Genomic DNA, 25,998 nt, shown 5'->3' with positions numbered 1-25,998 from the left:
GCGCGCCTCCAATGATGGCAAGTAGCTACCAGCTGTCGTTAAGGGTCAAGGGGCCCGCCGTTGTAGCCCTCGGATAACCGCGTTCCGGTGAACTTTGCGACCACCGCGCCCTGGGCCACCAGGCGTTCACGGTGGCCGGTGACCATGCGTCCGGTTTGCTCGGCATGCAACGCGACTTCGGAAGCCGGGTCGCCAGGGCGTCCGATGATACGGGCAAAGCGCTGGCCCTCCTCGACGTAATCACCCAGGCCAATCTCAAACACCAGCACACCGGCACAGGGCGCCAAAACGGTCTCCATGCAACCCATGTCTATCGCATCGCCCTGCCATTCGTTGATGACTGCCACTTCATCAATCACACCATTGATGCACAACCACGCCCAGATTCCATCAGCGTCCTGCTTGGCCAGCGCGTCGCTGACATCCGCCTGGCCGCGCAACTCGACAGTGGCCGCCAAGCGCGGCGAGCCGTGGTGGATGATGGCTTCTTCAAACGCGCCGTCGCCGCCTTCATCCCACACGATCACCACCTCAGCGCGCAATGCCGCCGCCAGCGCCAGGCCGTGTTCCGGCCAGAAGCTGCGGTGGATATACAGGTACGGCAGCGCTTCATCGTCGGTGTGCAGGTCCAGCACCAGGTCGGCGTCCTGCGCCAATTGCACCAGGCTTTTTTGCCACTGTGCGAGGGTGTTGGCGGGGCGTGCCTGGGCCAGCGAATGGTCGAAGCCACGGTTGAAATTCTGCCCGGTGGCCTCGTGAAAACGCCCGAGCAATTTGCCCTGGCGAAACTGGCTGATGCCAAACGGGTTGGCCTGGGGCACCACCGTCACGGTCCCGCGCAGACGGCCCTGGTTCTGGCAAGCCTGCAAGCGTGGCAGTAACTGGTGCAGCACCAGCATCCCAGCGATTTCATCGGCATGCACGCCCGCTTGCAGGTGCACCCGGGGCCCGCTGTCGTCGCCTTCGAACCGCCAGGCGCCGATGTGCAACGGGTTGCCGGCGTCACCGGTCACCTGCCACGAAAGGTCTTTTGCCATGCCTTGCCCTCCTCTGATGATTTAAACGCTAGAGATTGAACAGATGTTCAACTAACCTTTGGCACTCTGGTGTTTCTTCAAGGGCATTCCCGTGACCGTCGTCCCTCCCAAATTGCGCCGTGCCGACCCCGACGAACGCCGGGACCTGCTGATTGCCGCCACCCTCACCAGCCTCGGCCGCGATGGCCACGCGGGCATTTCCGTACGGCGTATCGCCGCCGAAGCCGGGGTGTCGGTGGGCTTGCTCAACCACCATTTCGGCAGCATCGATGCGCTGATCGCCGAGACCTACCACAAGCTGGCCAACGAGCTGACCACCGCGCTCTGGGAGCAAGTGGAACAGGTCGAAGGCGCCGCCGCGCGCCTGGATGCGTTTCTCAGCGCATCCTTTTCACCTCGGGTGATGGACCCGGACCTGCTCGGCGTGTGGGTGGTGTTCTGGAGCCTGATCCGTCACTCGCCTCACGTGAACCAGTCCCACGAAAACAGCTACCGCGCCTACCTGGCGTTGATCCAGCAACTGCTCGACGACCTGGCCCGCGCCGAGCAGTTGGTCATCCACGACAGCCACTTGGCCGCCATCGGCCTATCGGCGATGCTCGACGGGCTCTGGCTCGAGGGGTGTCTCAACCCCGGCACCTTCAGCCCCGCTAACGGGCTGCACATCTGCCGCTGCTGGGTACAGGGGCTGCGTCACGGAGCATTCGGCGCCGACCACGTCTTGTGATTCCGGGTGGCGCGCACTGAGCATGGCCAGGGTGCCGCTGACCGCGATCAAGACCGCGCCGATGATTAGCGAGGCGTCCATCGAGGTGCCCCAGACCAGGCTCGACAACAGAAACGCCCAGATAAGCCCGGTGTATTCGAACGGTGCCAGTAAGGTTGCCGTGGCGCGCCGGAAGCTGGCAAACAACAGGAACTGGCCGATACCGCCGACCAACCCCGCCGCGAGCATGCCCAGCCAGGACGGTGTGGGCGCTGGGGTGTGGGTCCAGGGCAAGGTCACCGCCATGCAGATCACGAAGACGACGTTGGTGATCAGCATCTGCTCCAGCACCGAGGTGGTCGGGTCGACCTGGCGCAATTGGATGTACGTGAACGCCCAGCAAAGGGCAGCGGCCAAGGTCAGGGCAATCGGCAGCGGGTCGACCATGTTGCTTGGGCGACAGGCGATCATTACGCCGACAAAGCCAATGATCAGCGAGATCCACTGGCCGCGACTGGCGCGCTCCTTGAGAATCAGCGCTGCCAGCAAGGTGACCATGATCGGCGCCGAGAAATACAAGGTGGTCATTTCCGCCAGGGTCAGGTCCTTGGCGGCGGTGTAATACAGCAACCACGCCAGCAACGACAGCAAGCCACGCACGACCAGCAATTTACGGCTGACCGAGGTCCAGGCCCGCCGCAGCAAGCCCAGGCGCCCGGCGATCACACAGGCGGCAACCACCACCAGGCTGCGCCAGAACAGGATGGTGAACACCGAATAATCGGCCACCAGCCACTTGATCACCGCGTCCTGCAACGCCAGGAACGCGTAGGCCAGGGAGCACAGGGCAATCCCTTGCAGCGAGCGGTCCTTGGTCATCCTGCCGACCTGCGCAGCGGCGTGCCGCGCCGTTCGGCGATGGCGTAGACGCCTTCGATCAGGAACGTCAGGCACAGGTACACCCCGGCCACCAGCAGCAGCGGTTGATAGATCTGCAGGGTCTGCGCACGCACCACGTTCGCCGCGCCGAGCAGGTCCACCACGGCAATCGTCGACGCCAGCGCAGTGGATTTGAGCAGCATCACCGTTTCACCGGCCAAGGTCGGCAGCAACAAGCGCATCGCCCGTGGCAGGCGCACCCGCAGCAAGGCCTGGCGTGGCGTCATGCCGAAAGCCGAGGCGGCTTCCATCTCACCCTTGGGCACTGCCAGCAGGCCACCGCGAATCACCTCCCCCACATAGGCGCCCACCGACAGCACCAGGGCAAACACGATGTACCAGTAGCCGTCGCGCAGGAACGGCCACAGGAAGCTGCCGCGAATCATCGGGAACTGGGCGAACAGACTGCCCAGGCCGTAATAGAAGATGTAGATCTGGATCAGCAACGGTGTGCCCCGCAGCACGCTGGTGTAGGCCAGCGCACTGCGGGCCAGCCACTTGCGCCGCGACAAGCGCGCCAGTGCCACCAGCACCGCCAGGGCAAAGCCGAGCACCGCCGACATCACCAGTAGCGACAAGGTGGTCTGCAAGCCTTTGGCGATCAACCCCGCGTAGTAACTTATCCACTCAGGCATGGGCCCCTCACTCGACAACCGGCATCCAGCGACGAATACGTCGCTCCAGGCGCCCGGACAGGTAGTTGGAAGCCAGCGTCACCAGGTAATACAAGGCGGCGGCCGTGAGGTAGAACAGCAGGTATTGGCGGGTGGAACCCGCCGCCTGCTTGGCGGTGTAGAGCAACTCGTTGGTGCCGACCACGCTGATCAGGGCACTGTCCTTGATCAGGTTGATCCACAGGTTAGACATGCCCGCCAAGGCGTAAGGCGCCATGATCGGCAACGTCACCCGACGGAACAGGCCAAAGCCGCTCAAGCCAAAGGCCCGCGCCGCTTCGATCTGGCCATGGGGAATGGCCAGGATCGCCGCGCGGAAAATCTCCGAGGCATACGCGCCCTGCACCAACCCCAACACCAGGATCGCCACCAGCGGCCCGCTGATATTCAACTGCTCGAAGCCCAGACTGACAATCAACGCATTCAGGCCCATGGCGCCGGCGTAATACAGCAGCAGGATCAGCAGCAGTTCCGGCACCGCCCGAAACACCGTGGTGTAGCCGCGCATCAGCATTGCAATCGGGCGTGGGGCGCTGAGTTTGGCGCACGCCACCACCAGCCCGATCAGCAACCCCACGGCAAAGGCGCCGGCGGAGATTTGCAGGGTCATCCATAACCCCTTGAGCAGCGCGTTACCCCACCCTTGTTCGCCGAAGCTTAAAAGGTCGAACATTATTCGCTCTTCTGGGCGATTTGTTGGTAAGGGCTGTCACAAGTCTTGCTGACAAACGCCGGGGTATCAGTGCGTTTACACGGGCTGACCGACAGGCCGAAGTAGTGCTGGGACAGGTCGTCATAGTCCTTGCTCACCAGCAGCTCGCCGATGGCCTTGTCCAGGCGCGCCTTGAGCGCGGTGTCTTCCTTGCGCAAGCCGGCACCGACGCCACGGCCGATGATCGGGTCGTAGGGCACGCTGGCGATGTGGGCCAGGCCGCTGGCTTCCGGGGTCTTGACCATCATGGCGATGGCGGTGTCATCGGCCATCATGTAGTCGATGCGCCCGGCGATCAGGTCGGCGTTGGCCGACTCCTGGGTGTCGTAGTACTTCAGGTCGGCGATGTTCTCGTAGTACTTCTTCAGGTAGTTGGCGCTGACCGTGGAGATCTGCACGCCGATCAACTTGCCCTTCAGGCCTTCAGGCGTGATGTCCACGGTGGCGCCCTTGGGCCCTGCCACGCCCAGCAGCGAGTCGTAATAGGCGCGGCTGAAGGCGATCTGTTTTTCGCGCTCGTCGGTCACCGACATCGAGGAGAAAATCACGTCGATCTTTTTGGCCAGCAGTGACGGGATAATACCGTCCCAGGCCACTTCCTTGATCTGGCACTCGGCTTTCATGCCCTCGCACAGCTTGTGGATCAGGTCTACTTCAAACCCCGACCACTGGCCATTGCCGCCTTTTACCGTGAACGGCGGGTAAGGTTCGGCCGCCACCGCGAACACAATGGGTTTTTCCGCAGCCCAGGTAAAACCTGCGGCCAACATCAACACTGCACTGCCCAACCACGTTGCCATGCGTTTGCATTTCATGAGTTGCCCCGTCTTTTTATGGAGTTAGCGAGTTTGATGCGCGTTGACGAACTGCCGGCAACGCTCACTGCGTGGGTCGATAAACACCGAGTCCGGCGAGCCGGTTTCCTCGATCATGCCTTGGTGCAGAAAAGCCACTTTGGACGACACATCCCGGGCGAAGGCCATTTCATGGGTGACCAGGATCATGGTGCGGCCTTCTTCGGCCAGGGAGCGGATAACGCGCAACACTTCGCCCACCAGTTCCGGGTCGAGGGCTGAAGTGGGTTCGTCGAACAGCATGACTTTGGGGCGCATCGCCAGCGCACGGGCAATCGCCACCCGCTGCTGCTGCCCGCCGGAGAGAAACGCCGGGTATTCATTGCGCTTGGCGGCCAGCCCCACGCGGTCGAGCAAGGCTTCGGCGCGCTCGATGGCTTCGGCCCGGCTTTCGCGCAGCACCTGGGTGGGCGCCTCGATCAGGTTTTCGAGCACAGTGCGATGGGGCCACAGGTTGAAGTTCTGGAACACCATGCCCAGGGTCGAGCGGATGCGCACCAGTTGCTTGGCATCCGCCACCAGCGGTGCGCCGGGGCGGCCGTAGTTGAGCTTGATGCTCTCACCGTCTACGTGAATGCTGCCCTGGTCGGGCACTTCGAGCATGTTGATGCAGCGCAGCAAGGTGCTTTTGCCCGAGCCACTGGCGCCGATCAGGGAAATCACATCGCCTTCGTTTGCGGTCAGGGAAATGCCCTTGAGCACTTCGATATTGCCGAAGCGCTTATGCAGATCGACCACCTCGATCATCTTTTTGACCTCGGCCGGTTGCACCACTTCAATCTTTGCGACGGGCGCCGGCGCGATCCGTGGCTCGCCCGCCAGTCGGCCGACAAAGCCCGCAATGCGCTGGCACGCCTCGGCCAGGCGCTCATCGCCCAGGGTGAACGACAGCCGCACAAAGCCTTGGGCAGGTTCACCAAAGGCCGCCGCATCGAGCACCGAGACCCCGGCCTCGCGGAACAATCGCCAGGCAAAATCCAGCGAACTCAAGCCCGTGCCGCGCACATCCACCAGCACAAACATGCCGGCCTGGGGCGCCTGCACCTTGATCCCCGGGCAAGCACTCAGGCCGGCTACCACCAGGTCACGTCGGCGGCGATAGATCTCGCGCATGCCGACGGTCACTTCATCATGGGCCAGCACGGCGGCCGCAGCGGCTTCCATCACAAACCCGGGCAGGCCATAGAGCATGCTCAGCACCAGGGTTTCGGCATGGGCGACCATCGGCGGCGCGGCGATGATCCAGCCGATACGCCAGCCGGTCATCGCGTGGGACTTGGACAGGCTGCCGATCACGATGCAGCGCTCTTCCATGCCAGCCAGCGCGGCGAGGCTGTGGTATTGGCCGTCGAACACCAGGCTTTCGTAGACCTCATCCACCACCACCCACAGGTCATGGGCGATGGCCAGGTCGGCAATCACTTGCAGTTCCTGGGGGTTGAGCACCACGCCGGTGGGGTTGTTCGGGTTGGAAAAGAAGATCGCCCGGGTGCGCGGGGTGATTGCAGCGGCGAGTGCCAGCGGGTCCAGGCGAAACCCCGACTCCGGCGAGCACGGCACGCGCACCAGGGTTGCGCCACTGGCCTTGAGCGTGGCTTCGTAGGTGACATACATCGGGTCGAGTACCAGCACTTCATCCCCGGCCTGCAACAGGCACAGCGAGCTGATGAACAATGCATTCTGGGCGCCGGGCACGATGATCACATTATCGGCCGCCAATGAGCGGCCCAGCGTCTGGCTGTAGCGCCGTGCCACGGCATCGCGCAAGGACGTACGGCCGGGGATTTCGGTGTAGTGGGTGTCGCCGTCGCGCAGTGCGCTGACGGCCGCGTCGGTGATGAACGAAGGCGTGGCAAAATCGGGATCGCCGACGCTGAGGATGATGATGTCTTCGCCCTGGCTGGCGGCGTGGAACGCGGCGTGGTGAATGTCCCAGGCGGCAACGCCCTGCCCTGCAATTCGCTCAACGAAGGGGGAAAACCGCATGCCAGAGCCTCTCGTTCAAGAAGAAAAAGCGCGAACCCGTTTGCAGGCAAACGGGTGGATGCGGTCAACATAGTTCAAACTGAACAGTCGTTCAATGGCTAAATTTGAGCGGGTGTCGTTTATCGAGCAAAGAGGTCGTGAATGAAAATTTTCAGGTAGGTGAGATTCAAATGTGGGAGCGGGCTTGCTCGCGAATGCGGAGTGTCAGTCACTGAATATGTTGACTGACCCAACGCATTCGCGAGCAAGCCCGCTCCCACAATAGACCCGGTTTTACGGTGAGATCAGCGGGCTTTCAGGCCGATGGTGCCGGCGGACTGGTCGTATAGCACCGCGTTATCGAAATACGTCAGCAAGCCGGCATTGATCCCGTGGAAGTTGTGTTCGCCCTGGGCGGTGATGTAGCGCACATAGCGCCCGCCGCCGTTATCCACTTTGAAGTGCTGGCCCATCTGGCTGCCGTCCCCCAGGGTCAGGCTGAAATGCGCCGGGGTGCCCACCGGCCAGTTGGCTTGCAGTGCATCGGCATAGATATGAAAACCCGCCGCGCCGGTGTCCAGGATGCTGTTGCCGCACACCTGCTGGTGGGTGTCCAGACGCTGCAGGCAACCTTGCACGCCGTGGTCTTTCCAGTAGGCGCTGGCATCCCCGGGTTTCACCGCAAAGCGTTGCAGGCTGAGGGTGCGAAAGCCTTGGGTCTCCGCCGCCGTGGGGTTGAGGATCAACTGCCCGGTGCTCTGCCCGGGCCGAGGCAGTACCACCAACCAGCGGCCGCCCATGGCCACCAGCGGGTTGGTCGCGGGGTTGCGCAACATGCCAACGCCCATGATCGCCTTGAAGCCCTCGCCCCGCTCGGGGTTGCCGCCCATGAGAAAGTCCTTGGCGGACACTTTGGAGGCCGGGCATTTAGGCCGCGCATCGCTGCAACTGATGCTGTCGACCAGTTGCAGCGGCACGTGTGCCGTGGCAGTGCCCAGGCTGACCGTGGCCAGTGCCAGCTTGCCGTTCAGGCGCACGCCGCTGCCATACTGAATCGCCGCCGGCACGTTCTGCGCCACGGCATCCTGGGGTTTGAGCACGCCGGGTAGTACGCGCAATCCCACCGAGCCGGTGTCGAATTGGGTTTCCAACGGCGTGCCGCCAATCTTCAAGGTGACGCTGTAGCGCAAATCACCATTGGCCATGGTGGCGCTGTGAATCGGGATCACTTCTCGGGTAGCCGCTTGGGCCACACCCACAGACAGGAACAGGCAAGCCAACACAGTCAAGCGCATGGAGGTAGGTCCGAATCAGGTCAAAGGGGGGGGGCTTACAACTGGGTCATCAGGTCACAGCGATAATCTTGCAGCTCACCGGCCGAACCCAAATTCAGTTCGGTGAGCGCCAGGTGCGTGCTCAGCAGCACAAAGCTGCCGTCGGCGCGGGGCGTCATCAGCAGGCTGTAGTGGCTCATCGAGCTGCCCTGGGCCTCGACGTAATCGTGCAACAGCGCCATCGGGTCGAGCACCTCGGCATCGGTTGCCGACAACGTGCGGGCGCTGTAGGTATGCCCCATCAGCGGCCTCGGCAACACCTGCCACTGTTCATCCAGTGCTTTGCCTTGCTGGCTCAAGGCGACAAACACCTCGGGGCGCAGGCAAGCGATGTGCACGTGCAACTGGTTCTGCGAGCGGCCAAAACGCGAGTTGATCGCCACGGAGACGAAGGCGTCCGGGATTGGCTTTTTCAGGCCGTCGGATAACGCCGCGCGGTGCTTCCAGGCCTGAGTAAAATAATGCGGCAACAGCTGGCGCCCCAGGGCGGGGTCTTCAATGCCGGTGACTTTGTCCACGGGAATCAGCAAGTCATGCAACGGGCCGTTGCGGTCCTTGAGCAGCGCGTAACCCCGGTCCAGGTCCACCGCCAGGCACGGGTCGGGCTTGTGCTGCTGTTGCTGGTCGGGAACGCATTGCTGGCTGACGATGTGCCACAGGGCATTAGGGTCACCGCGCCATTTCAGGGCGCCTGCCACTAACAGCCCACAGAGCAAACCACCAGCGATCGTGAATAGGGTGCCGCGCTTCATGCAAAAACCTCAACGTACGGGGATGTCATTTTTTGTTGTCGCTGACATCCCTGTCGTAAGGGTTAACGCTTGGCGGGGGCCATAAATTCCGGCCCGATCGGATCTTTTATCGTGCTGGCCAGAATACGGTCGATATGTGTCAGGTCATCGGCGGTCAGGTGCCAGCCAAACGCCTCTTCATAGCCCTTGAGTTGCTCCGGTCGGCGTGCGCCCCAGAGCGCGATGGTCGGCCCTTGATCCAGCACCCAGCGCAACGCCAGCGCCAGTATCGACTTGCCGTGACACTCGCGGGCGTACACCTCCAGCGCGCCGACGGCGGCCAGGTATTGTTCGAAACGCGGCGCCTTGAATTTGGGGTCGATCCTGCGCACATCGTCGCCACCAAAGCTGGTGGCCGAATGCATGCTGCCGGTCAGCAGCCCCCTGCACAGCGAGCCGTAGGCCAATACCACCAGCCCGTGGTTCTTGGCATACGGCAGGATGTCGCTGTCGATGGCGCGCTCGAACAGGTTGTAGGGCGGTTGCACGGTGGCCAGCGCGGTGTAGCGGCTGAAGTCATCCATCTGCGCCGGTGAATAGTTGCTCACCCCCACGGCGAGGATCTTGCCCTCGCGGCGCAAGCGCTCCAGTTCATCGGCGGTTTCTTCCTGGGCCACCAGGGGGTCAGGCCAGTGGATCTGATACAGGTCGATGTAGTCGGTTTCCAGGCGCACCAGAGAGTCTTCGACTTCCTTGCGGATGCGCTGGGCCGTGGCGTTGCGGCGCGTGGTGCCGTCATCCCACTGCAGGCCGGCCTTGGTGGCGATCACCGCCGTGTGGCGCACGCCGCGCAAGGCCTTGCCGATCAGCTCTTCGGACAAGCCGAAGCCATACACCGGCGCCGTGTCGATCAAGTTGATGCCGCTGGCCAGGGCGTGGCGAAGGGTCTTGATCGACAGCTCATTGTCCGAGCCGCCCCACAGACGGCCACCCATGGCCCAGGTACCGAGGGCGATCCTTGACACGGCCTTGTCGATACCGGGGATCTTGAGGGTTTCGATACTCATAAAAAATCACGCTGCCCATAGCAATACTTTGAAAAGCAATTACTCTAGGTCATCCCGGGTTGAATAGGGCTCAACGCCGCATACAACCGAATTCTCCTAAAAAAGTCTTGATATGGCCGCTTTTAACCGCTCCGAACTCGCCGATCTCAATGTGTTCATGGCCATCATCCGGCGCCGCAGTTTTCGTCACGCCGCGCACGAACTGGGCGTGACCACCTCGGCGTTGAGCCACACCATGCGCAACCTCGAAACCCGCCTGGGCGTGAAATTGCTCTACCGCAGCAGCCGCGCCGTCGAGCCCACCGACGCCGGTAACCTGCTCGCGGAAAAACTCAGCCAGGGTTTCGCCACGATCCAGGACGGCCTCGATACCTTGGAGCTGTACCGCGAAGCGCCGATCGGCCGCCTGCGCCTGAATGTGCCTCGGGATGCTGCCGTGCTGTTGCTGGCGCCGATCCTCGGCGAATTCACGCAAGCCTACCCGCAACTGCGCCTGGACCTGATCGTGCAGGACCAGATGATCGACATTATCGCCGAGGGCTACGATGCCGGTATCCGTTACGGCGCCACCGTGCCCCAGGACATGGTGGCCGTGCCGTTGACCGGCGAGTTGCGCTGGATCATGGTCGCCTCCCCCGCATACCTTGCCCGTCATGGGGCACCCCGCGAACCCAAAGACCTGCTGCAGCACGCCTGCATCCGCATGTACCTGGGCGACAAGACCACTTACAAATGGGAACTGGGCAACGGCGCGCGCCAGCAACGCATCGATGTGCCGGGGAATTTCAGCGCAGCCGACACCGAGACCATCGTCAACGCTGCACTGCAGGGCGTGGGGATTGCCTACTGTTTGTCCAACCGTGTCGAACTGGAACTCAAGGACGGCCGCCTGGTGGAGGTGATGCCAGACTGGGCCTGCCTGGGTGATCCGTTGTGCATGTACTACCCCAGCCGCCGCCAATCGCAGCCAGGGTTGCGGCAGTTGATGGACATGATCCGGATGAAAACCATTGGTTCGCAATTGATCGAGTCCCAGTGAGCCGGCCGGGATAAATACAGCAACGAAAAACCGGCCCTTGAGCGGAATCACCAGGGACGTTTGTGACACGCATGTTGAGCACAAGGCAACCCATGCCTCCAACTGCCTATCACACGACGAGCCATTCCTTGATGATCAACCCAAGCACCGTAAATACCGGCTACACCTTGCCCAACGATGCGCCTCAGTCGAACTCCGCGAGGCCGCGACGTGCGACTGATGAATTCTCTGAGCTCGATACTTACGACCCCCATACCCGCACCGAAGGCGACAGTGAGCTGGCAGCACTGTATCGCATCGCACTGGCGAAGACCGCCGGCCCCTCGGCGCCTCAATCAGACCTCAAGATCGACTCCATTCCAGCCAGCTCGACCTTCGGGCAATGGTGGCGCCAGTTGGCCCGAGCGTTTCAGTCGCCAGACGTGCAACAGTGGATGCAGGAACGGGGCATAAAACCAGATTCGATCAAAATCAACCCGGCCTCCGGCCAGATAGCGTTCTCGCTTAAAAAAGACCCAGTGCAAGAAGTTCATACACTCGGGCTCGACGACCCGGGCTGGGCAGCGGTCAGTGGGCCGATTCTGAATGCGGGCCGAATCATCGTTTCGGGATACGCCTTCACCACGTTCGCCCCGCCGCTGTCTACCACTGCCAACAGCGCGCCCTTCACCCTTGTACAACGTTTTTACAAAGAGCCCGTGCTCTCGTCCCCGGATGCGATCAAGCAACGCGTGGCCGAACTGCTGCAGGACAAGACCTTTATCGAGCTGACACCGCAGTTCTTTTCGGACTTGCACAGCAGTCGTAGCGACGATCGGTTGGAGGAGCAACAGGCGCAGCTGGCCGATATCCGTAACCGCTACCAGGCTGCTCATGACTTGCAGCACCTGGCGAGTCTTACCAGGAAGGGCAGCCGGGAAGAGTCGGAAATAGCCCACGAACTCGACACCCGAGTTGTCTATGTCGACAGCGCCGGTACCTACATGCCTTCGATGGCAGGCAAGCACAACAGCGTGAGCCTGAAGCAGTTTATCGAGGACCATGGCTGGAAAATCCCCACCACGCTTGATCAGTTGGACAACCTGGTCACTGCGTTGATGACCCCTGCCCCCAAGGCGCCGGTCAACGGTAACTACGGCGGCGCGCGTGCATGGCCCGAGCCGTTGGATGCCGCGAGCGAGCAACAATTGAGAGGCGATATCCTTCAAGGCAAGGTCGGCGATATTGATTTTCGACCGTCCAGCAGCGTTCTGGAGTATTTGCTGGAGGGCCATCCGGCGCGAACCGGTGATCCAAGGCGCTTGATTGATAGCTTGATCGAATCGCCCAAGGGACAGGCCGTGGGCCGGGCCATCCAGGCCCAGTTTGAGGCGCGCTCGGTCAAAGGCAGTGTCAATGACTGGTTGCTGGCGGCCCTGACGCTGGACCTCTCTGAATCGCCGGAGGCTGCTCCGGGTGCGGCGCAAACCCGTATCGCGGGTTATACGCTGTTGTCCGCGCAGAACTCGGGCAAGACTGCTGCGGCAGTGTTGAATGAGTTAACCAACGAACTGGCAAAGGGATCATCACCTGAACAAGCCAAGATCCAAGCCACGCTGATGTTGTCCAGCCGGGCACCGGAATTTCTGGTCAAGGACATTCCGCAAGATCTGGTCCTGGGCACTCACAGCTGGGTCAGTTTTTCCACCGCCGTCGCCCGTATAGAAGCGAATGCCCCCGGGGCGACCGCAACGATGAGCTACGCCCAAGTCATGACCCAGGCCAGCATCGCGCCCATCTCCGACGAAGACGAACGTACTGAATTTGTCGCCCAAAGCGCTGCGCTCAAGGAATGGGCCGTTGCCAACGGGTTGCCCTACCCGATAGCCGAGACTGCAATGGGCAGCGTGCGCAAGGCGTTTGCAGCACAGGTCAGCGAACTCGCGAAAGCTTCGCACGCCTCCACGGCCGTGATGCCGACAGCCAGGGACATGGCACTGGAGCGCCTGAAAAAGGCCTTGCCAGGCGTGGCCCCGAAGCACTTCGAAGAAAAATGTATCCGTGTTGAGCCTTCCAACCGTTATTTCCCGGGGCCCTACTCGATCCTGGACCTGTATATCGATGGCCGGGGCATCCTGGGCGCGCCAAGCTCTGCGGATAACTGGGGGGAAACGGGCAGAGACCTGATACGCACGCTCACATTAGGGCAGGCTGACCTGCCCGATGACGGCAGGCCGGGTGCCTGGGTCTCTTCGTCCAGTGCATTTGACGTCAATGACGCTTTGCAAAAACTCAAACAACTGCCGTCGATATCCGACGCGTTCAATGCAGCATTCTCGGATTATTCCGAGGCGATCAGGACTGCAACCGCCGCGCAAGTAAAACACATGGTGGCGAAGCTGCCTTTGGCGGACCGTCAAAATTTTGAGTTTGGAGAAATCACCATTGCCAGGAAAACCCATTTCGAATGGGGCGGCAAACTTGCCAGTGAATACGACAAAGAGATTGAAGGGTGTGTGCTGATCAAGATCAAGCGCGATGGACAAGTCCACACTTACCAACTGGACCGCCTGAAAGGCAGCATCACTCGGCAGCCGGACAAAGCTGATTTCAAGACTGGCCAGCCCTACTACAAAGAATCCCGTCCATTCTACGAATACAAAGTAATCAAACCTGAAGGCCATTACCCAGCCGGGCTAACGGAAGAATCCTCGAACGCGAGTGGTATTCCCGATAGCTTCGGCAGCGCAAGGACCGCCTACCTTGCGGACGCCGTTCTCCATGACATGGATATTCCCGGGCTGAAGAAGGCAGCCAGGGGCCTGACAACCTTTGATACCGAAGTGCCAATCCACGAAAAAGCGGCGCAGATCGCCCTTAACCTCATCCCGTTCAGGTCGGCCATCGTCAATTTTCAGAACGGCAAAATTGCCCAAGGTTTGGGCGATCTGTCGTGGGACATATTCGGTTTCCTCGTCGGCTTCGGTACAGCGGTCAAAGGCGCGAAAGCAGCGGCAAGCGGGATTGGCGCCCTGGCCAGGGTCGGGCACAACCTCAAGATCCTGGGGCGCGCCACAGTTGGCGCACTCAACCCGGTGAATGGGGTGGATAATCTGGCGCGTGGTGTTGTGAATGGTGTACGGCGGGTTCCGAGGGCGGCGTACAACGGATTCAAACACTTACGCGGCTCATACCGCAGCGGCAACCTGTTGGACGTAGTAAAAAACCCGGACATTGCGCAGGGCACCTACAAATCCATCAATACGACGCAGGACGTTGGATCCTTGGCGAAATACGATCCGGCTACCGGTAATTGGCATGCCTATGATCCGCGCACAAGCCAAGCGTATGGAAAACCACTGGAGCAGTTCAGGGGCACCGCATCTTCGCTTGCCAGCAAAGATTCAAGTTTGTTAAGCGCAGGCCTTGCTCGTGATAACGTCATCCAACTTGGCGGCACCATGCAAGAAATTAAAGTCATAGGTTCAGGCATGCACACTTACGTCGATAATTATAAAGGCGTCAAACGCCTTAATATCATTGCGCACGGTGAAGGGCCTGATAGTGCCAATAATTTTTTGAAAAATGGCACTTTTTTGTACGCAGACGGCAAACCTCAAGACGCCAAGAGCCTCATCAGTTTGCTCAAGTCCAAAGGCATCAACCCGGCAGACTACGATAATGTGCGGCTTATTTCGTGTTACGGTGCAAATGGCGGAGCTTCATCGTTTGCCCAGCAGTTTCAGACGGCAATCAACAAACCTGTAAAAGCTTTTGAAGGACCGGTGTACGCGAATGCGTCCCCGGAAAAGTTGGACGTGCTTCATGAAAACTTCGTGGGAAACGTTAAACGGTTTCACCCAAATCTGCCGCCGGATCAAGTCCAGTTGCTTGCAGAGTTGAGGTATAGCCAATTTAACGCGCGCAAGACGACGCAACAGATTTTAAAAAATGACGGAGCAACGATACAAATTTCAATCGACCGTCCAGACGGTTCGCATTCTACCGAACTAGTCAACATCAACTACAAACCGCGGCATTTTACGTCCTGAAGACTGCCAGTAAACTTAAAGCGGCGACAACGAGAAGTTGCCGTCCGCCAAGTAATCGCTCACCACACCACAGAGTTCCAAGGACAACTCTGGCACTCGCTCAATCCGCGCACGCCGCTTCGTCTGGTTCTAAGAGCGGCACCTCTGCATCATCCATCAACGACCCCGGGTCTTCGTTACCCGGGTCGTTGAGTTCCTCTTCTAATTCCTCTCCCAGTTCTTCTGACATGACTGTCTCCCTAACCCCCTTGGGTATCGATATCGGCATCGGTTTCAGGCTTGGGCTCGCGCTCGGGCTTGAAGTCTGGACTGTAGTCGTTTTCCCGCGCCTTGGGGTCTTTGGCCTTGGGGTCTGCGTTCAGCGCCGGGTCTTTGGGGGCGTCTGCGCCCGTCGCGGGTTGTTTGTGCGTGCTCATGGTTTACCTCTGCATCGTTATTGCTTGCGTAAAGTTAAGGTCACGTTCCCAGCGACGAAGTTCCATTTGTCTAGGAACCGGGGTTGTCTACCTGGATGTAGAACGCGTAAGCCCCCAGCAATAGCCAGAACACCATGAACAGCCACGGCGCACGCATGGAAAACAGCAGCGACTTGCGGTAGCCCTTGTGGGAGGACTCGGTCTCACAGAACAGCGGCGAATCATCGTAGGCCAGCCCCATCACTGGCTCGCTACGCAACAGCTCACTTTGCTTGTAATGCCAGTGGTCGATGATTTCGTACGCCGCGCGAATCCCCGGCCAGGCGTTCAATGAGCTGAGAATGCCGAGCATCACCAGGAACACCGGCACCACCAGGGTGAACAACTTGCCCCACTCCGGGTTGAGGTTGCCCATGCCGGACACGAACGCGATGACCAGGAACGATTGCGCCGTGAGGTAGGCGTCGGTGCGGTTGGCCAGGATGGTGGTTTCGTACTGGATCTCGCGGCGGTAGAAATCCAGGCGATCCTTGGGCGAGCCGAAGATCTTGGCGTTGTGTTCGCTGTGATCGGTCAGCGCCGCCTCCGGCGTATGGGGCGAAATGATTCTGGGCACGGCCATGCTCCACACAGGTTCGAATCCCCTTAGAAGAAACGGGCCCGGGCGAAGTTCAAGTTTGTTCGCGCACCAATCGAGAGCACGGAGTGCACTGTAGTGAGCGAGCTTGCTCGCGCCGGGCTGCGCAGCGCCACCCCATAAAACGGGAGCGCTGCGCACTCCAGCGCGGGACAAGCCCGCTCACTACAAAGAGGTCGGGTGTTTTGAGGGTTTCGGCACAAGCATTGCTTTATCCATTCATCTGCCCGGAAACAGGAGCATTCGTTACCCCCCGACCCAGAGCCCACCCCATAAGAAAGTAAGGACCAGGCCCAGTGGCACCCTCAGCCACGGGCTCATAAAAAATGCGGTTTTTAAAGCGGCAGTGCCACCCGGCAACACTGGGCACTGACAAGGTACTGGAATGGCTCGATCTTTCTTCGACGAAATGAATGACGCGCAAGGCGTATGCCGCGCGCATTATCAGGATTTCTCCCGCTGGCTGGCCAACACGCCGCCGGAACTGCTGGCCCAGAGGCGCCGCGAAGCCGATTTGCTGTTCCATCGGGCCGGGATCACCTTCACCTTGTATGGCGACGAGCAAGACACCGAGCGCCTGATCCCCTTCGACATCATCCCCCGCAGCATCCCCGCCAGTGAATGGGCCGTGATCGAACGTGGCTGCATCCAGCGCGTCAACGCACTGAACATGTTCCTCGCCGACATCTACCACGACCAACGCATCATCAAGGCTGGGATCATCCCTGCCGACCAGGTGCTGGGCAACGAGGGCTACCAGAAGGCCATGGTCGGCCTGGACCTGCACCGCGACATCTACTCGCATATCTCGGGCGTTGACCTGGTGCGCGACGGCGACGGTACCTACTACGTGCTCGAAGACAACCTGCGCACCCCCAGCGGCGTGAGCTACATGCTCGAAGACCGCAAGATGATGATGCGCCTGTTCCCCGAAGTGTTCGCCAAGCAACGCATCGCGCCGGTGGACCACTACCCCAACCTGCTGCTCAAGACCCTGAAAAGCGCCAGCCGCCTGGACAACCCCAACGTGGTGGTGCTGACGCCTGGGCGCTTCAACAGCGCATTCTTCGAACATGCCTTCCTCGCCCGGGAAATGGGCGTGGAACTGGTGGAAGGCGCCGACCTGTTCGTGCAAGACCTCAAGGTATTCATGCGCACCACCGACGGCCCCAAGGCCGTGGACGTGATCTACCGGCGCATCGACGACGCCTTCCTCGACCCGCTGGCGTTCAACCCCGAGTCGATGCTCGGCGTGCCCGGCCTGGTCGCCGCCTATTGCGCGGGCAATGTGGTGCTGGCCAATGCCATCGGCACCGGCGTGGCCGACGACAAATCGATCTATCCGTATGTGCCGGAAATGATCCGCTTCTACCTGGACGAAGAGCCGGTGCTGCAAAACGTACCGACGTTCCAGTGCCGCAAACCCGATGAACTGTCCCATGTGCTGGCCCACCTGCCGGAACTGGTGGTCAAGGAAACCCAGGGCTCCGGTGGCTACGGCATGCTGGTGGGCCCGGCGTCCACGGCGGCCGAGATCGAGGACTTCCGCCAGCGCATCAAGGCGCGCCCCCACGCGTATATCGCCCAGCCGACCCTGAGCCTGTCCACCTGCCCCACCTTTGTCGAAAACGGCATCGCCCCCCGGCATATCGACCTGCGGCCCTTCGTGCTGTCGGGCAAGGAAACCCGCCTGGTGCCGGGCGGCCTGACCCGCGTGGCGCTGAAGGAAGGCTCGTTGATCGTCAACTCGTCGCAGGGCGGCGGAACCAAGGACACCTGGGTGGTGGAGGGCTGAATCATGTTGAGTAGAACCGCCGCAGATCTGTACTGGATGTCCCGTTACCTGGAGCGTGCCGAGAACCTGGCACGCATGCTCGAAGTCAGTTATTCGCTGTCGCTGATGCCCCAGGCAGGGCGCAGCGATGGCCTGGATGAGCTGGCGATGTCGTTGCTCAGCAGCGGCACCCTGGACAGTTACCTGGAACGCCACAAGCAGCTGGACGCCGAACGCATGCTGCACTTCTTCGCCCTCGACGAAGAAAACCCCGCCAGCATCTACAACTGCCTGCGCGCCGCCCGGGGCAACGCCCACGCGGTACGCGGGCGCATCACCGCCGACATGTGGGAAAACCTCAACGCCACCTGGCTGGAAATGCGCAGCATCGCCGCCGGCGGCCTGGCGCGGCATGGCATCAGCCACTTCTGTGACTGGGTCAAGCAGCGCTCGCACCTGTTTCGCGGCGCCACCTCCGGCACCATCATGCGCAATGACGCCTATCGCTTCATTCGCCTGGGCACCTTTGTCGAGCGAGCGGACAACACCCTGCGCCTGCTCGATGCGCGCTACGAGATGTTTGGCGAAGAATCGGAAGAGGTCAGCGACCTGTCGGCACGCGGGTATTACCAGTGGAGCGCGCTGCTGCGGGCGTTATCGTCATTCGAGGCCTACACCGAGCTGTACCCGAATGCGTTGAATGCACGGTCGGTGTCTGAGTTGCTGTTGCTGCGCAGTGACGTGCCACGCTCATTGCACGCCTGCATCGAGGAGTTGAGCCACATCCTCGCCGACTTGCCCGGCAGCTACGGGCGCACCGCCCAACGCCTGGCTGCCGAGTTCGAAGCGCGGCTGCGCTACACCGGGATCGACGAAATCCTCGAAGACGGCCTGCACAGCCGCCTCACCGACTTTATCGACACCGTGCGCGAACTGGCCAGGGCCATTCACAGCTCTTACCTGGAAGTGGTGTGAGTGCAATTGGGTCACTTAACTGTCAATTCGGGTGATTGACCCTCCTTTGATACCGCTCTTATGTTGGGCAGGTGCAACGCCTTCCCACCATAAGAACAGGTACAGAGCATGTCCGAACTGACCCTCACCCCCGCTGCTGCCCTCACCTTGCAACGTTGGCACGCCATGCTGGCCGCCCGTGACCTCAAGTCCCTGCCCGAGCTGCTGGCCGCCGACGCGGTGTTTCGCTCGCCCATGGCCCACACGCCCTACGCTGGCGCGCCCGTGGTGTCGATGATCCTCAACACCGTGATCAAGGTGTTCGAAGACTTCACCTACCACCGTGAACTGGCGACCGGCGATGGCCTGAGCGTGGTGCTGGAGTTCAGCGCACGGGTGGGCGACAAGCAGCTCAAGGGCATCGATCTGATCCGTTTCAACGAACAAGGGCAGATCATCGAATTTGAAGTAATGGTCCGTCCGTTGAGCGGGTTGCAGGCTTTGGGTGAGGAAATGGGCCGACGCCTGGCGCCGTACCTGGCCAAGGCTAAATCCCAGGCTTGACACAGGACCACTGTGGGAGCGGGCTTGCTCGCGAAAGCGGTGGGTCAGTCAATTCATATGTATCTGACACATCGCATTCGCGAGCAAGCCCGCTCCCACACAGTGGTTTTGTGGTGGTTATTGGTTTTTTACCAATACCGGCTCGGCGCGGTATTGGTCGGGGAACAGTTTTTTCAGCTGCGCCACTTTTGGCAGGTCATTGATCACGATGTAGGGGTAAGACGGGTTCTCGGTGAGGAAATCCTGGTGATAAGACTCCGCCGGGTAAAACGCCTTGCCCATCTCTACCTTGGTCACGATCGGCTTGTTGAAAGCCTTGGCCGCGTCCAGCTGGGCGATATACGCCTGGGCGACTTTCTGTTGTTCGGCGTTCTGCGCAAAGATTTCCGAACGGTATTGGGTGCCGCTGTCAGGGCCCTGGCGGTTCAGCTCAGTGGGGTTGTGGGCCACCGAGAAGTAGATCTGCAACAACTTGCCGTAGCTGACCTGGCTCGGGTCATAGGTCACCGACACCGATTCGGCATGCCCGGTATCGCCACCGCTGACGGTCTCGTATTGCGCGGTGCTCGCCGCGCCACCGTCGTAGCCGGACACAGCGTTTTTCACGCCCTGCACATGCTGGAACACCCCTTGCACGCCCCAGAAACAGCCACCGGCAAACACGGCGGTTTGCAGGTTGCCGGAGGTGGCGGGCAGGTCCAGGGTGGGGGGTGCGATCATCACCGCGTCTTCAGCACCACCGAAAGAGAACGCCGAGCTTTGGCCGACAAAAGCCGCGAAAGCGAGTACCGGTAAAAACTTGAGTAGTTTCATCACTATCACTCCAGAACACGGTCGATTGTGGGAGCTGGCTTGCCTGCGATGGCGGTGCGTCAGTGCCAGATGAAGTGGCTGGCCCGGCGCTATCGCAGGCAAGCCAGCTCCTACAGTGATTGGGTTTTCAATTCAGCCGAACGTGAAGGCGTACGCCGATACGTTCGGGTCCAGAAATTCAATGCTGAAGGTGCGGTCCTGCACCGCGCCGGGCTGGCGCACCAGCTGGTACAGGCGCTGCTCGGTCACGGTACCGCTGCCATCCGGCGCCACGTCGGTGCCATGGGCATCGCCCGGGGCCTGGCCGTCGACCGTCACCTTGAAGCGTACCGGCTTGCCATCGGCGCCAGGGCCCAGCACCAGGTGCAGGTCGCGGGCATGGAAGCGGTAGACGATGCGCCCACCTGCCTGATCGAGAGTGGCTTGCTGGCCACCGACGTTCCACGGGCCTTCCAGCGTCCAGTTATTCAGCGCCAGGGTGCCGGCTACGGGGTAGTTCACGACCTTGTCGGTACCCAGGGTGCCAGCGGTGACGAAGTTTTCGGCGCGCTGGAAGCCCAGGTAGGTTTCCGGCGACTGCACTTCGTTCATGTCCGGCGCCTGTTGCACGCCCTTGGCGTCGGCCTCTATCAGGCCACCGGCCACGTTCTTGGCCCCGGCTTCGCGCAGCAGTTGCTGGATCACCCGCTCCGACTCGGCGTAGTCGCCTTCGCCAAAGTGGTGATAACGGATCTGGCCCTTGGCATCGGCAAAGTAATGCGCCGGCCAGTATTGGTTATTGAATGCGCGCCAGATCTTGTAGTTGTTGTCGATGGCCACCGGGTAGGTGATGCCCAGGTCCTTCATGGCCTTGGTGACGTTGTTCACGTCGCGTTCAAAGGCAAATTCCGGTGCGTGCACGCCAATCACCACCAGGCCCTGGTCGTGGTACTTCTCGGCCCAGGCTTTCACATACGGCAAGGTACGCAGGCAGTTGATGCAGGAGTAGGTCCAGAAATCGACCAGCACCACCTTGCCTTTCAAACCTTCGGCGGTCAGCGGCGGGCTGTTGAGCCATTGCACGGCGCCGTCCAGGGGCGGCAGCGCACCCTCGATGGGCAGTGTGTCGCTGTGGTTGGCAGCCATCATCATTGCGCCACCGGCCATCATCGCTCCGCCCTTCGGTTCAGGCTTGGCACTCAGCTTATCTACCAGGCTTTGTTCCAGGCCACCGGTGGAAGCCGTCGACAACCGCGACAGCACGCCGGTGTCCAGGCCCAAAGCGATCGCCGCCACACCGGCCAGCATCAACGCGCCCAGGCCACGGCGCAGCCATTCACCGGCACCCAGGGACTTTTTCATGAAGCCAAAGACTTTACCGCCGACCAGCAGCGCCAAGGCCAAGGACGTCGCAGCCCCCGCGGCGTAAGCCAGCAAGAGCAAGGTAGTGCCGATGCTGGCGCCCTGCAGCGCCGCGCCGGTGAGCACCAAGCCGAGGATTGGCCCGGCGCACGGCGCCCACAGCAAACCGGTGGCCACGCCGATCAGGAACGAAGCGCCCGGACGCGGCTTGGCGTCGGCCCCGGCGGCTTCCGAGAGACGACTGCCGGCCGCCACCAACGGGCGTGTCAGCCGCTCCGACAGGTGTGGCAGCAGCAGCGTGAGTCCGAACAGGGCAACGCACAGCAACGCGAGCCAGCGCCCGTACTGATTGACTTGCACCACCCAGCCGCCGCCCACCGCCGCCAGCGAGGCCACCAGGGCGAACGTCACCGCCATCCCCGCTAACAGCGGCAAGCCACTGCGCATAAACGGTTGCCCGGTGCGAGCGAAGACAAAAGGCAGAACAGGCAGGATGCACGGACTGACAATCGTCAGCACGCCGCCCAGATATGCGAGAACCAGAAGCCACATGGGATCGTCCCTTATACGAATGAATAGACATCGGCTTACGCCGCCGTGAACGTCATGGCGGCGCCATTCATGCAATAGCGCAGGCCGGTGGGTGGCGGGCCGTCGTCGAACACGTGCCCTTGGTGACCGCCGCAACGCCGGCAGTGGATTTCCTTGCGCACCACGCCGTAGGAGGTGTCGACGTGGCTGGCGACCGCGTTGTCCAGCGGTTGCCAAAAGCTCGGCCAACCGGTGTGGCTGTCGAACTTGGTTGTCGAGGAAAACAGCGGCAGAGCACAACCGGCGCAGGCGAAGGTGCCGGTGCGGTGTTCATCGTTGAGCTTGCTGCTGTAAGGGCGTTCGGTGCCCTCCTCGCGCAGCACGTCGAATTGCTCGGCCGTCAGCAGGCTGCGCCACTCGGCCTCGGTGTGGTTGACCTCGAAGGTTTCGGCGGCTTCGGCGTCGCTGACCACGTTGAGTTGCTTGAGCAGGCCACCGGCCAGGACGGCGACACCCAGGCCGCCACCAGCCAGCAGTATTTGTCGTCTCGAATACATATAACCCTCCCATGAACTCGTCCGTAGTGAGCGGGCTTGCCCCGCGCGGCGGTGTGTCAGGTCGACATAAGGCGTCTGGTAAGCCGCCGCGCGAGGCGAGCTCGCTCACTACAATGGCGCTATCGTGCGCTGTGGGCGGTCGCGGAATCCTCACGCAGAGTTAAACAATTCGTGATAACTACACTGTGGCAAAACCCGCACAATGCGCGGACTACACGTAAAGGTTTCTCTACATGGATCAGCCAAAACGAGTCCTGGTGGTCGAGGACGACGCCCATATTGCCGACCTGATCTGCCTGCACCTGCGGGACGAGCAGTTCGAGGTGGTGCACAGCGCCGATGGCACCGAAGGCCTGGGCCTCTTGGAACAAGGCGGTTGGGATGCCTTGATCCTCGACCTGATGCTGCCCGGTGTGGACGGCCTGGAGATCTGCCGCCGCGCCCGAGCCATGGCGCGCTACACGCCGATCATCATCACCAGCGCACGCTCCAGCGAACTGCACCGCATCCTCGGCCTGGAGCTGGGTGCCGACGACTACCTGGCCAAACCGTTCTCGATGCCGGAACTGGTCGCCCGGGTCAAAGCCCTGCTGCGCCGGGTGGATGCCATGGCGCGCAACCTGAAGATGGACGCCGGCAGCCTCGACCTCGGCCAGTTGTTCATCAACCCGTTGACCCGCGACGTCACCTTGCAGGGCCAGCGCCTGGACCTGACCCCGCGTGAGTTCGACCTGCTGTACTTTTTCGCCCGCCAGCCGGGCAAGGTGTTCTCGCGCATGGACCTGCTCAATGCGGTGTGGGGTTACAGCCACGAAGGCTATGAACACACGGTCAATACCCACATCAACCGTCTGCGCGCCAAGGTCGAAGTCGACCCGGCCAACCCGACGCGCATCCTCACGGTGTGGGGCCGTGGCTACAAATTTGCCGAGAGCGCGCCATGAAACTCACCCTGACCCAACGCCTGTCGGTGGTGTTTGCCGTGTTGCTGGTGATTTGCAGCGGCACATCGGCGTGGTTGCAGGTGCGCTCCAACCACATGCACGAACTGGAAGTGGTGCAAGGCCTGTCCCGCGACTTGGCGGCGCACATTGCCCGTGACACCCAATTGATGGACGCCGACGGCCTCAAGCCTGACGCCGTGCGCAACCTGTTCAGCCAGCTGATGCTGGTCAACCCGAGTGTCGAGGTGTACCTGCTCGACATCGACGGCCGCGTGGTCGGCAATGCCGCGCCCAGCGGGCATTTGCTGCGTGACCGCGTCGACCTGACGCCGGTGCGCCGCTTCCTCAGCGGCGCCATGCTGCCGATCCTCGGCGACGACCCGCGCAGCGTTGACGGGCGCAAAGTGTTCAGTGCCGCACCGCTCAAGGCCAACGGCCAGCAAACCGGCTTCCTCTACGTGGTGCTGCTGGGCGAAGCCCATGACGTGTACGACGCCAAGGACGCGACTGGCATGGCACTCAAGATCGCGCTGTGGTCCATCGGCCTGGTCGCGCTGCTGTGCCTGATGGCGGGCTTGATCGCGTTCGCCTGGATCACCCGGCCGCTGCGCCAGTTGACCGACAAGGTCGGCCAGTTCGATATCAACGGCGCGCCCAAAGCCCCCGCGCCGCTGACGCCCGAACTCACCAGCGGTGATGAGATCGCCGTGCTCGACCACGCCTTCGTGCAGATGGAAAACCGCCTGGGCGAACAATGGCGCGCCATTACTCACCAGGACCAGGAACGCCGGGAAATGGTCGCGAATATCTCCCATGACCTGCGCACGCCCCTGGCCTCGTTGCACGGCTACCTGGAAACCTTGTCCCTCAAGGACGCCAGCCTGAGCCCCGAAGAGCGCCGCCGTTACCTCGGCATCGCGCTGGACCAGAGCCGCAAGGTCGGCGGCCTCGCCCAGTCATTGCTGGAGCTGGTGCGCCTGGAACACGGCTTTGTGCAGCCGGTGATCGAAGGCTTTTCGCTGCCCGACCTGGTGCAGGACATCTTCCAGAAGTTCGAACTCACCGCCGAAGCCCGGGGCATTACCCTGACCGCCACCCTGCCCCCCCAGGTGCCCACGGTGCTGGCGGATTTGGGCCTGATCGAACGGGTGCTGACCAACCTGCTGGACAACGCCCTGCGCCACACGCCGGTGAATGGCGAAGTGGAAGTGCTGCTGGCGAGCGCGGCGGATGGCGTGGCGGTGACGGTCAGCGACAGCGGCCCCGGCATCGACGCCGAACTGCGCGAAGGCTTGTTCCTGCGTGCCTTCACCATCGGCGGCGCGCGCCGGGATGGTGGCCTGGGCCTGCGCATCGTGCACCGCATCCTGCAGTTGCACGGGCGCAGCATCCAGCTGGTGGACCGCCCCGGCCATGGCGCGACCTTTACGTTCTCCCTAGAAACCCGAGCATCAGCGCGTTGACCTGAGCGCCCTGCTCGTTCTGGATCCAGTGACCGCAGTTGGGGAGCACGTGCTGCTCCAGCGCGGGCACCGAATCGGGCATGCGCTTGATCGTGTGGGCTTCGAACACCCCGACCGGGTCGCGGTCGCCGATCAGGAACAGCGTCGGTTGCAGCACCTGCCGGCCGGCCAGGGCTTCGGTGCGCTGCCAGTTGCGTTCGAAGTTGCGGTACCAGTTCAACGGGCCGCGAAAGCCGTGCTCGGTAAAAGTCTGCACGTAGACGTCGAGGTCCTGCTGGCGGCACCAGTTCGGCAGCGTGGCGGGGGTTGAGACACCGTCAAGCAAGGTGGCGTCGGGGGATTTCTTCTGCAGGAACACGTCCTGATCCTGCATGAACAACCGCAGGGTGCGCTCGATGTCAGCATTCAATTCCCGTTCGGCCACACCGGGTGCCTGGAAATACAGGATGTAGTTGAAACGGTCGGCGTACAGCTCGCGCATGATCTCGATCACTGGCCGGCGGGCGCGCCCGGCGAACGGCACCGACATCGTGATCAACCGCGTGACCCGCTCGGGCTCCAGCAATGCCAGGTGCCAGGCCACTACGGCGCCCCAGTCGTGGCCAACCATTACCACCTCGCGGTGGCCGAAATGGTCCATGGCCTGCTGGATATCGCCGCACAGGGTCAGCAGGTCGTAATCGGCAATCTCGGCGGGCGAACTCGACCGACCATAGCCGCGCATCTCTGGCGCGAAAACCCGGTAGCCCGCCGCCGCCAACGCCGGTATCTGCTCGCGCCAGGAATGCCAGCATTCAGGAAAACCGTGCAGCAGCCACACCGGCTGGCCGTGTTCAGGGCCGGCGATGTGCACGCTCAGCTCGATACCGTTGACGCGAAGGGTGTGCTGGCTCATGGGTTTAGCCTGGCGAAGGG

23 protein-coding genes and 1 pseudogene are annotated in these 25,998 nt (G+C 61.7%); 8 read left to right on the top strand and 16 right to left on the bottom strand.

What is annotated here, in order from left to right:
* Positions 1-38 precede the first annotated feature (38 nt).
* Complete coding sequence (locus M2394_RS01315) at positions 39-1,037, bottom strand: succinylglutamate desuccinylase/aspartoacylase family protein (RefSeq protein ID WP_259171353.1); 999 nt, start codon at positions 1,035-1,037, stop codon at positions 39-41.
* A 91-nt stretch (positions 1,038-1,128) separates the two neighbouring features.
* Between M2394_RS01315 and M2394_RS01310 the strand changes: the two are divergent.
* A pseudogene (locus M2394_RS01310) lies at positions 1,129-1,668 on the top strand (TetR/AcrR family transcriptional regulator); the annotation flags it as partial.
* On the opposite strand, the gene M2394_RS01305 reads toward M2394_RS01310, so the two are convergent.
* The 8 genes from M2394_RS01305 to M2394_RS01265 form a co-directional block, all read right to left on the bottom strand.
* Positions 1,624-2,622 (bottom strand): DMT family transporter, encoded by a 999-nt coding sequence (locus tag M2394_RS01305; protein WP_259171352.1) that lies wholly within the window; start codon positions 2,620-2,622, stop codon positions 1,624-1,626. The pseudogene M2394_RS01310 and the gene M2394_RS01305 sit on opposite strands and share 45 nt — an antisense overlap.
* The gene (locus M2394_RS01300; RefSeq protein WP_178921217.1) at positions 2,619-3,317 is read right to left on the bottom strand and encodes an ABC transporter permease; all 699 of its coding nucleotides are present in this window, start codon (positions 3,315-3,317) and stop codon (positions 2,619-2,621) included. The genes M2394_RS01305 and M2394_RS01300 overlap by 4 nt, the downstream gene beginning before the upstream one ends.
* A gap of 7 nt (positions 3,318-3,324) precedes the next feature.
* Positions 3,325-4,029, bottom strand: coding sequence for an ABC transporter permease (locus tag M2394_RS01295; RefSeq protein ID WP_178921219.1), 705 nt, complete (start codon positions 4,027-4,029; stop codon positions 3,325-3,327).
* On the bottom strand, positions 4,029-4,883 hold the full coding sequence (locus tag M2394_RS01290) for a transporter substrate-binding domain-containing protein (protein WP_178921221.1): 855 nt from the start codon (positions 4,881-4,883) through the stop codon (positions 4,029-4,031). Before M2394_RS01290 ends, M2394_RS01295 begins: the two co-directional genes overlap by 1 nt.
* A 24-nt stretch (positions 4,884-4,907) precedes the next feature.
* Positions 4,908-6,908, bottom strand: coding sequence for an aminotransferase class I/II-fold pyridoxal phosphate-dependent enzyme (locus M2394_RS30375; protein WP_178921223.1), 2,001 nt, complete (start codon positions 6,906-6,908; stop codon positions 4,908-4,910).
* Positions 6,909-7,192: 284 nt separating this feature from the next.
* Positions 7,193-8,182 carry a hypothetical protein gene (locus tag M2394_RS01275; RefSeq protein ID WP_259171351.1) on the bottom strand — a complete coding sequence of 330 codons (990 nt, stop codon included), beginning with the start codon at positions 8,180-8,182 and terminating at the stop codon, positions 7,193-7,195.
* Positions 8,183-8,217: 35 nt separating this feature from the next.
* The gene (locus M2394_RS01270) at positions 8,218-8,973 is read right to left on the bottom strand and encodes a CDP-diacylglycerol diphosphatase (protein ID WP_178921227.1); all 756 of its coding nucleotides are present in this window, start codon (positions 8,971-8,973) and stop codon (positions 8,218-8,220) included.
* A gap of 62 nt (positions 8,974-9,035) precedes the next feature.
* Positions 9,036-10,019 (bottom strand): aldo/keto reductase, encoded by a 984-nt coding sequence (locus M2394_RS01265; protein ID WP_178921228.1) that lies wholly within the window; start codon positions 10,017-10,019, stop codon positions 9,036-9,038.
* Positions 10,020-10,131: 112 nt separating this feature from the next.
* Between M2394_RS01265 and M2394_RS01260 the strand changes: the two genes are divergently transcribed.
* Positions 10,132-11,058, top strand: coding sequence for a LysR family transcriptional regulator (locus M2394_RS01260; RefSeq protein WP_259171350.1), 927 nt, complete (start codon positions 10,132-10,134; stop codon positions 11,056-11,058).
* 131 nt (positions 11,059-11,189) lie between these two features.
* Entirely contained in the window at positions 11,190-15,089 is a 3,900-nt protein-coding gene (locus M2394_RS01255; protein WP_259171349.1) for a hypothetical protein, read from the top strand.
* A gap of 100 nt (positions 15,090-15,189) precedes the next feature.
* On the opposite strand, the gene M2394_RS01250 is transcribed toward M2394_RS01255, so the two are convergent.
* The 3 genes from M2394_RS01250 to M2394_RS01240 all read right to left on the bottom strand — a co-directional run bounded on the left by M2394_RS01250 (position 15,190) and on the right by M2394_RS01240 (position 16,121).
* The gene (locus tag M2394_RS01250) at positions 15,190-15,318 is read right to left on the bottom strand and encodes a hypothetical protein (protein ID WP_259171348.1); all 129 of its coding nucleotides are present in this window, start codon (positions 15,316-15,318) and stop codon (positions 15,190-15,192) included.
* A 10-nt stretch (positions 15,319-15,328) separates the two neighbouring features.
* Entirely contained in the window at positions 15,329-15,505 is a 177-nt protein-coding gene (locus M2394_RS01245; protein ID WP_178921232.1) for a hypothetical protein, read from the bottom strand.
* Between the two features lie 70 nt (positions 15,506-15,575).
* On the bottom strand, positions 15,576-16,121 hold the full coding sequence (locus M2394_RS01240) for a hypothetical protein (RefSeq protein ID WP_178921234.1): 546 nt from the start codon (positions 16,119-16,121) through the stop codon (positions 15,576-15,578).
* Between the two features lie 406 nt (positions 16,122-16,527).
* On the opposite strand from M2394_RS01240, the gene M2394_RS01235 reads away from it, so the two are divergent.
* The 3 genes from M2394_RS01235 to M2394_RS01225 all read left to right on the top strand — a co-directional run bounded on the left by M2394_RS01235 (position 16,528) and on the right by M2394_RS01225 (position 19,434).
* The gene (locus tag M2394_RS01235) at positions 16,528-17,937 is read left to right on the top strand and encodes a circularly permuted type 2 ATP-grasp protein (RefSeq protein ID WP_259171347.1); all 1,410 of its coding nucleotides are present in this window, start codon (positions 16,528-16,530) and stop codon (positions 17,935-17,937) included.
* Positions 17,938-17,940: 3 nt separating this feature from the next.
* Positions 17,941-18,891 carry an alpha-E domain-containing protein gene (locus M2394_RS01230; RefSeq protein WP_017253783.1) on the top strand — a complete coding sequence of 317 codons (951 nt, stop codon included), beginning with the start codon at positions 17,941-17,943 and terminating at the stop codon, positions 18,889-18,891.
* Between the two features lie 108 nt (positions 18,892-18,999).
* Entirely contained in the window at positions 19,000-19,434 is a 435-nt protein-coding gene (locus M2394_RS01225) for a nuclear transport factor 2 family protein (protein ID WP_259171346.1), read from the top strand.
* A gap of 117 nt (positions 19,435-19,551) precedes the next feature.
* Here M2394_RS01225 and msrA read toward each other — a convergent pair whose 3' ends face one another.
* From msrA to msrB, 3 genes are all read right to left on the bottom strand, one after another.
* Positions 19,552-20,247, bottom strand: a complete 696-nt coding sequence (gene msrA, locus M2394_RS01220; protein ID WP_259171345.1) for a peptide-methionine (S)-S-oxide reductase MsrA — start codon at positions 20,245-20,247, stop codon at positions 19,552-19,554.
* Between the two features lie 132 nt (positions 20,248-20,379).
* Complete coding sequence (locus tag M2394_RS01215; protein ID WP_259171344.1) at positions 20,380-22,140, bottom strand: cytochrome c biogenesis protein DipZ; 1,761 nt, start codon at positions 22,138-22,140, stop codon at positions 20,380-20,382.
* A gap of 35 nt (positions 22,141-22,175) precedes the next feature.
* Positions 22,176-22,676 (bottom strand): peptide-methionine (R)-S-oxide reductase MsrB, encoded by a 501-nt coding sequence (gene msrB / locus M2394_RS01210; protein WP_178924887.1) that lies wholly within the window; start codon positions 22,674-22,676, stop codon positions 22,176-22,178.
* Positions 22,677-22,909: 233 nt separating this feature from the next.
* On the opposite strand from msrB, the gene M2394_RS01205 reads away from it, so the two are divergent.
* Together M2394_RS01205 and M2394_RS01200 are read left to right on the top strand one after the other, a co-directional pair.
* Positions 22,910-23,620 (top strand): response regulator transcription factor, encoded by a 711-nt coding sequence (locus tag M2394_RS01205; RefSeq protein ID WP_259171343.1) that lies wholly within the window; start codon positions 22,910-22,912, stop codon positions 23,618-23,620.
* Entirely contained in the window at positions 23,617-25,083 is a 1,467-nt protein-coding gene (locus tag M2394_RS01200; RefSeq protein WP_259171342.1) for a HAMP domain-containing sensor histidine kinase, read from the top strand. Before M2394_RS01205 ends, M2394_RS01200 begins: the two co-directional genes overlap by 4 nt.
* On the opposite strand, the gene M2394_RS01195 is transcribed toward M2394_RS01200, so the two are convergent.
* Positions 25,046-25,978, bottom strand: a complete 933-nt coding sequence (locus M2394_RS01195) for an alpha/beta fold hydrolase (protein ID WP_178924881.1) — start codon at positions 25,976-25,978, stop codon at positions 25,046-25,048. The genes M2394_RS01200 and M2394_RS01195 overlap by 38 nt on opposite strands.
* Positions 25,979-25,998 lie beyond the last annotated feature (20 nt).

Source organism: Pseudomonas sp. BIGb0164, from assembly GCF_024810135.1.
Taxonomy (GTDB): Bacteria; Pseudomonadota; Gammaproteobacteria; order Pseudomonadales; family Pseudomonadaceae; genus Aquipseudomonas.
Note: the sequence above shows the minus strand (reverse complement) of the source record. Positions and strands in the feature narration are given on the sequence as shown.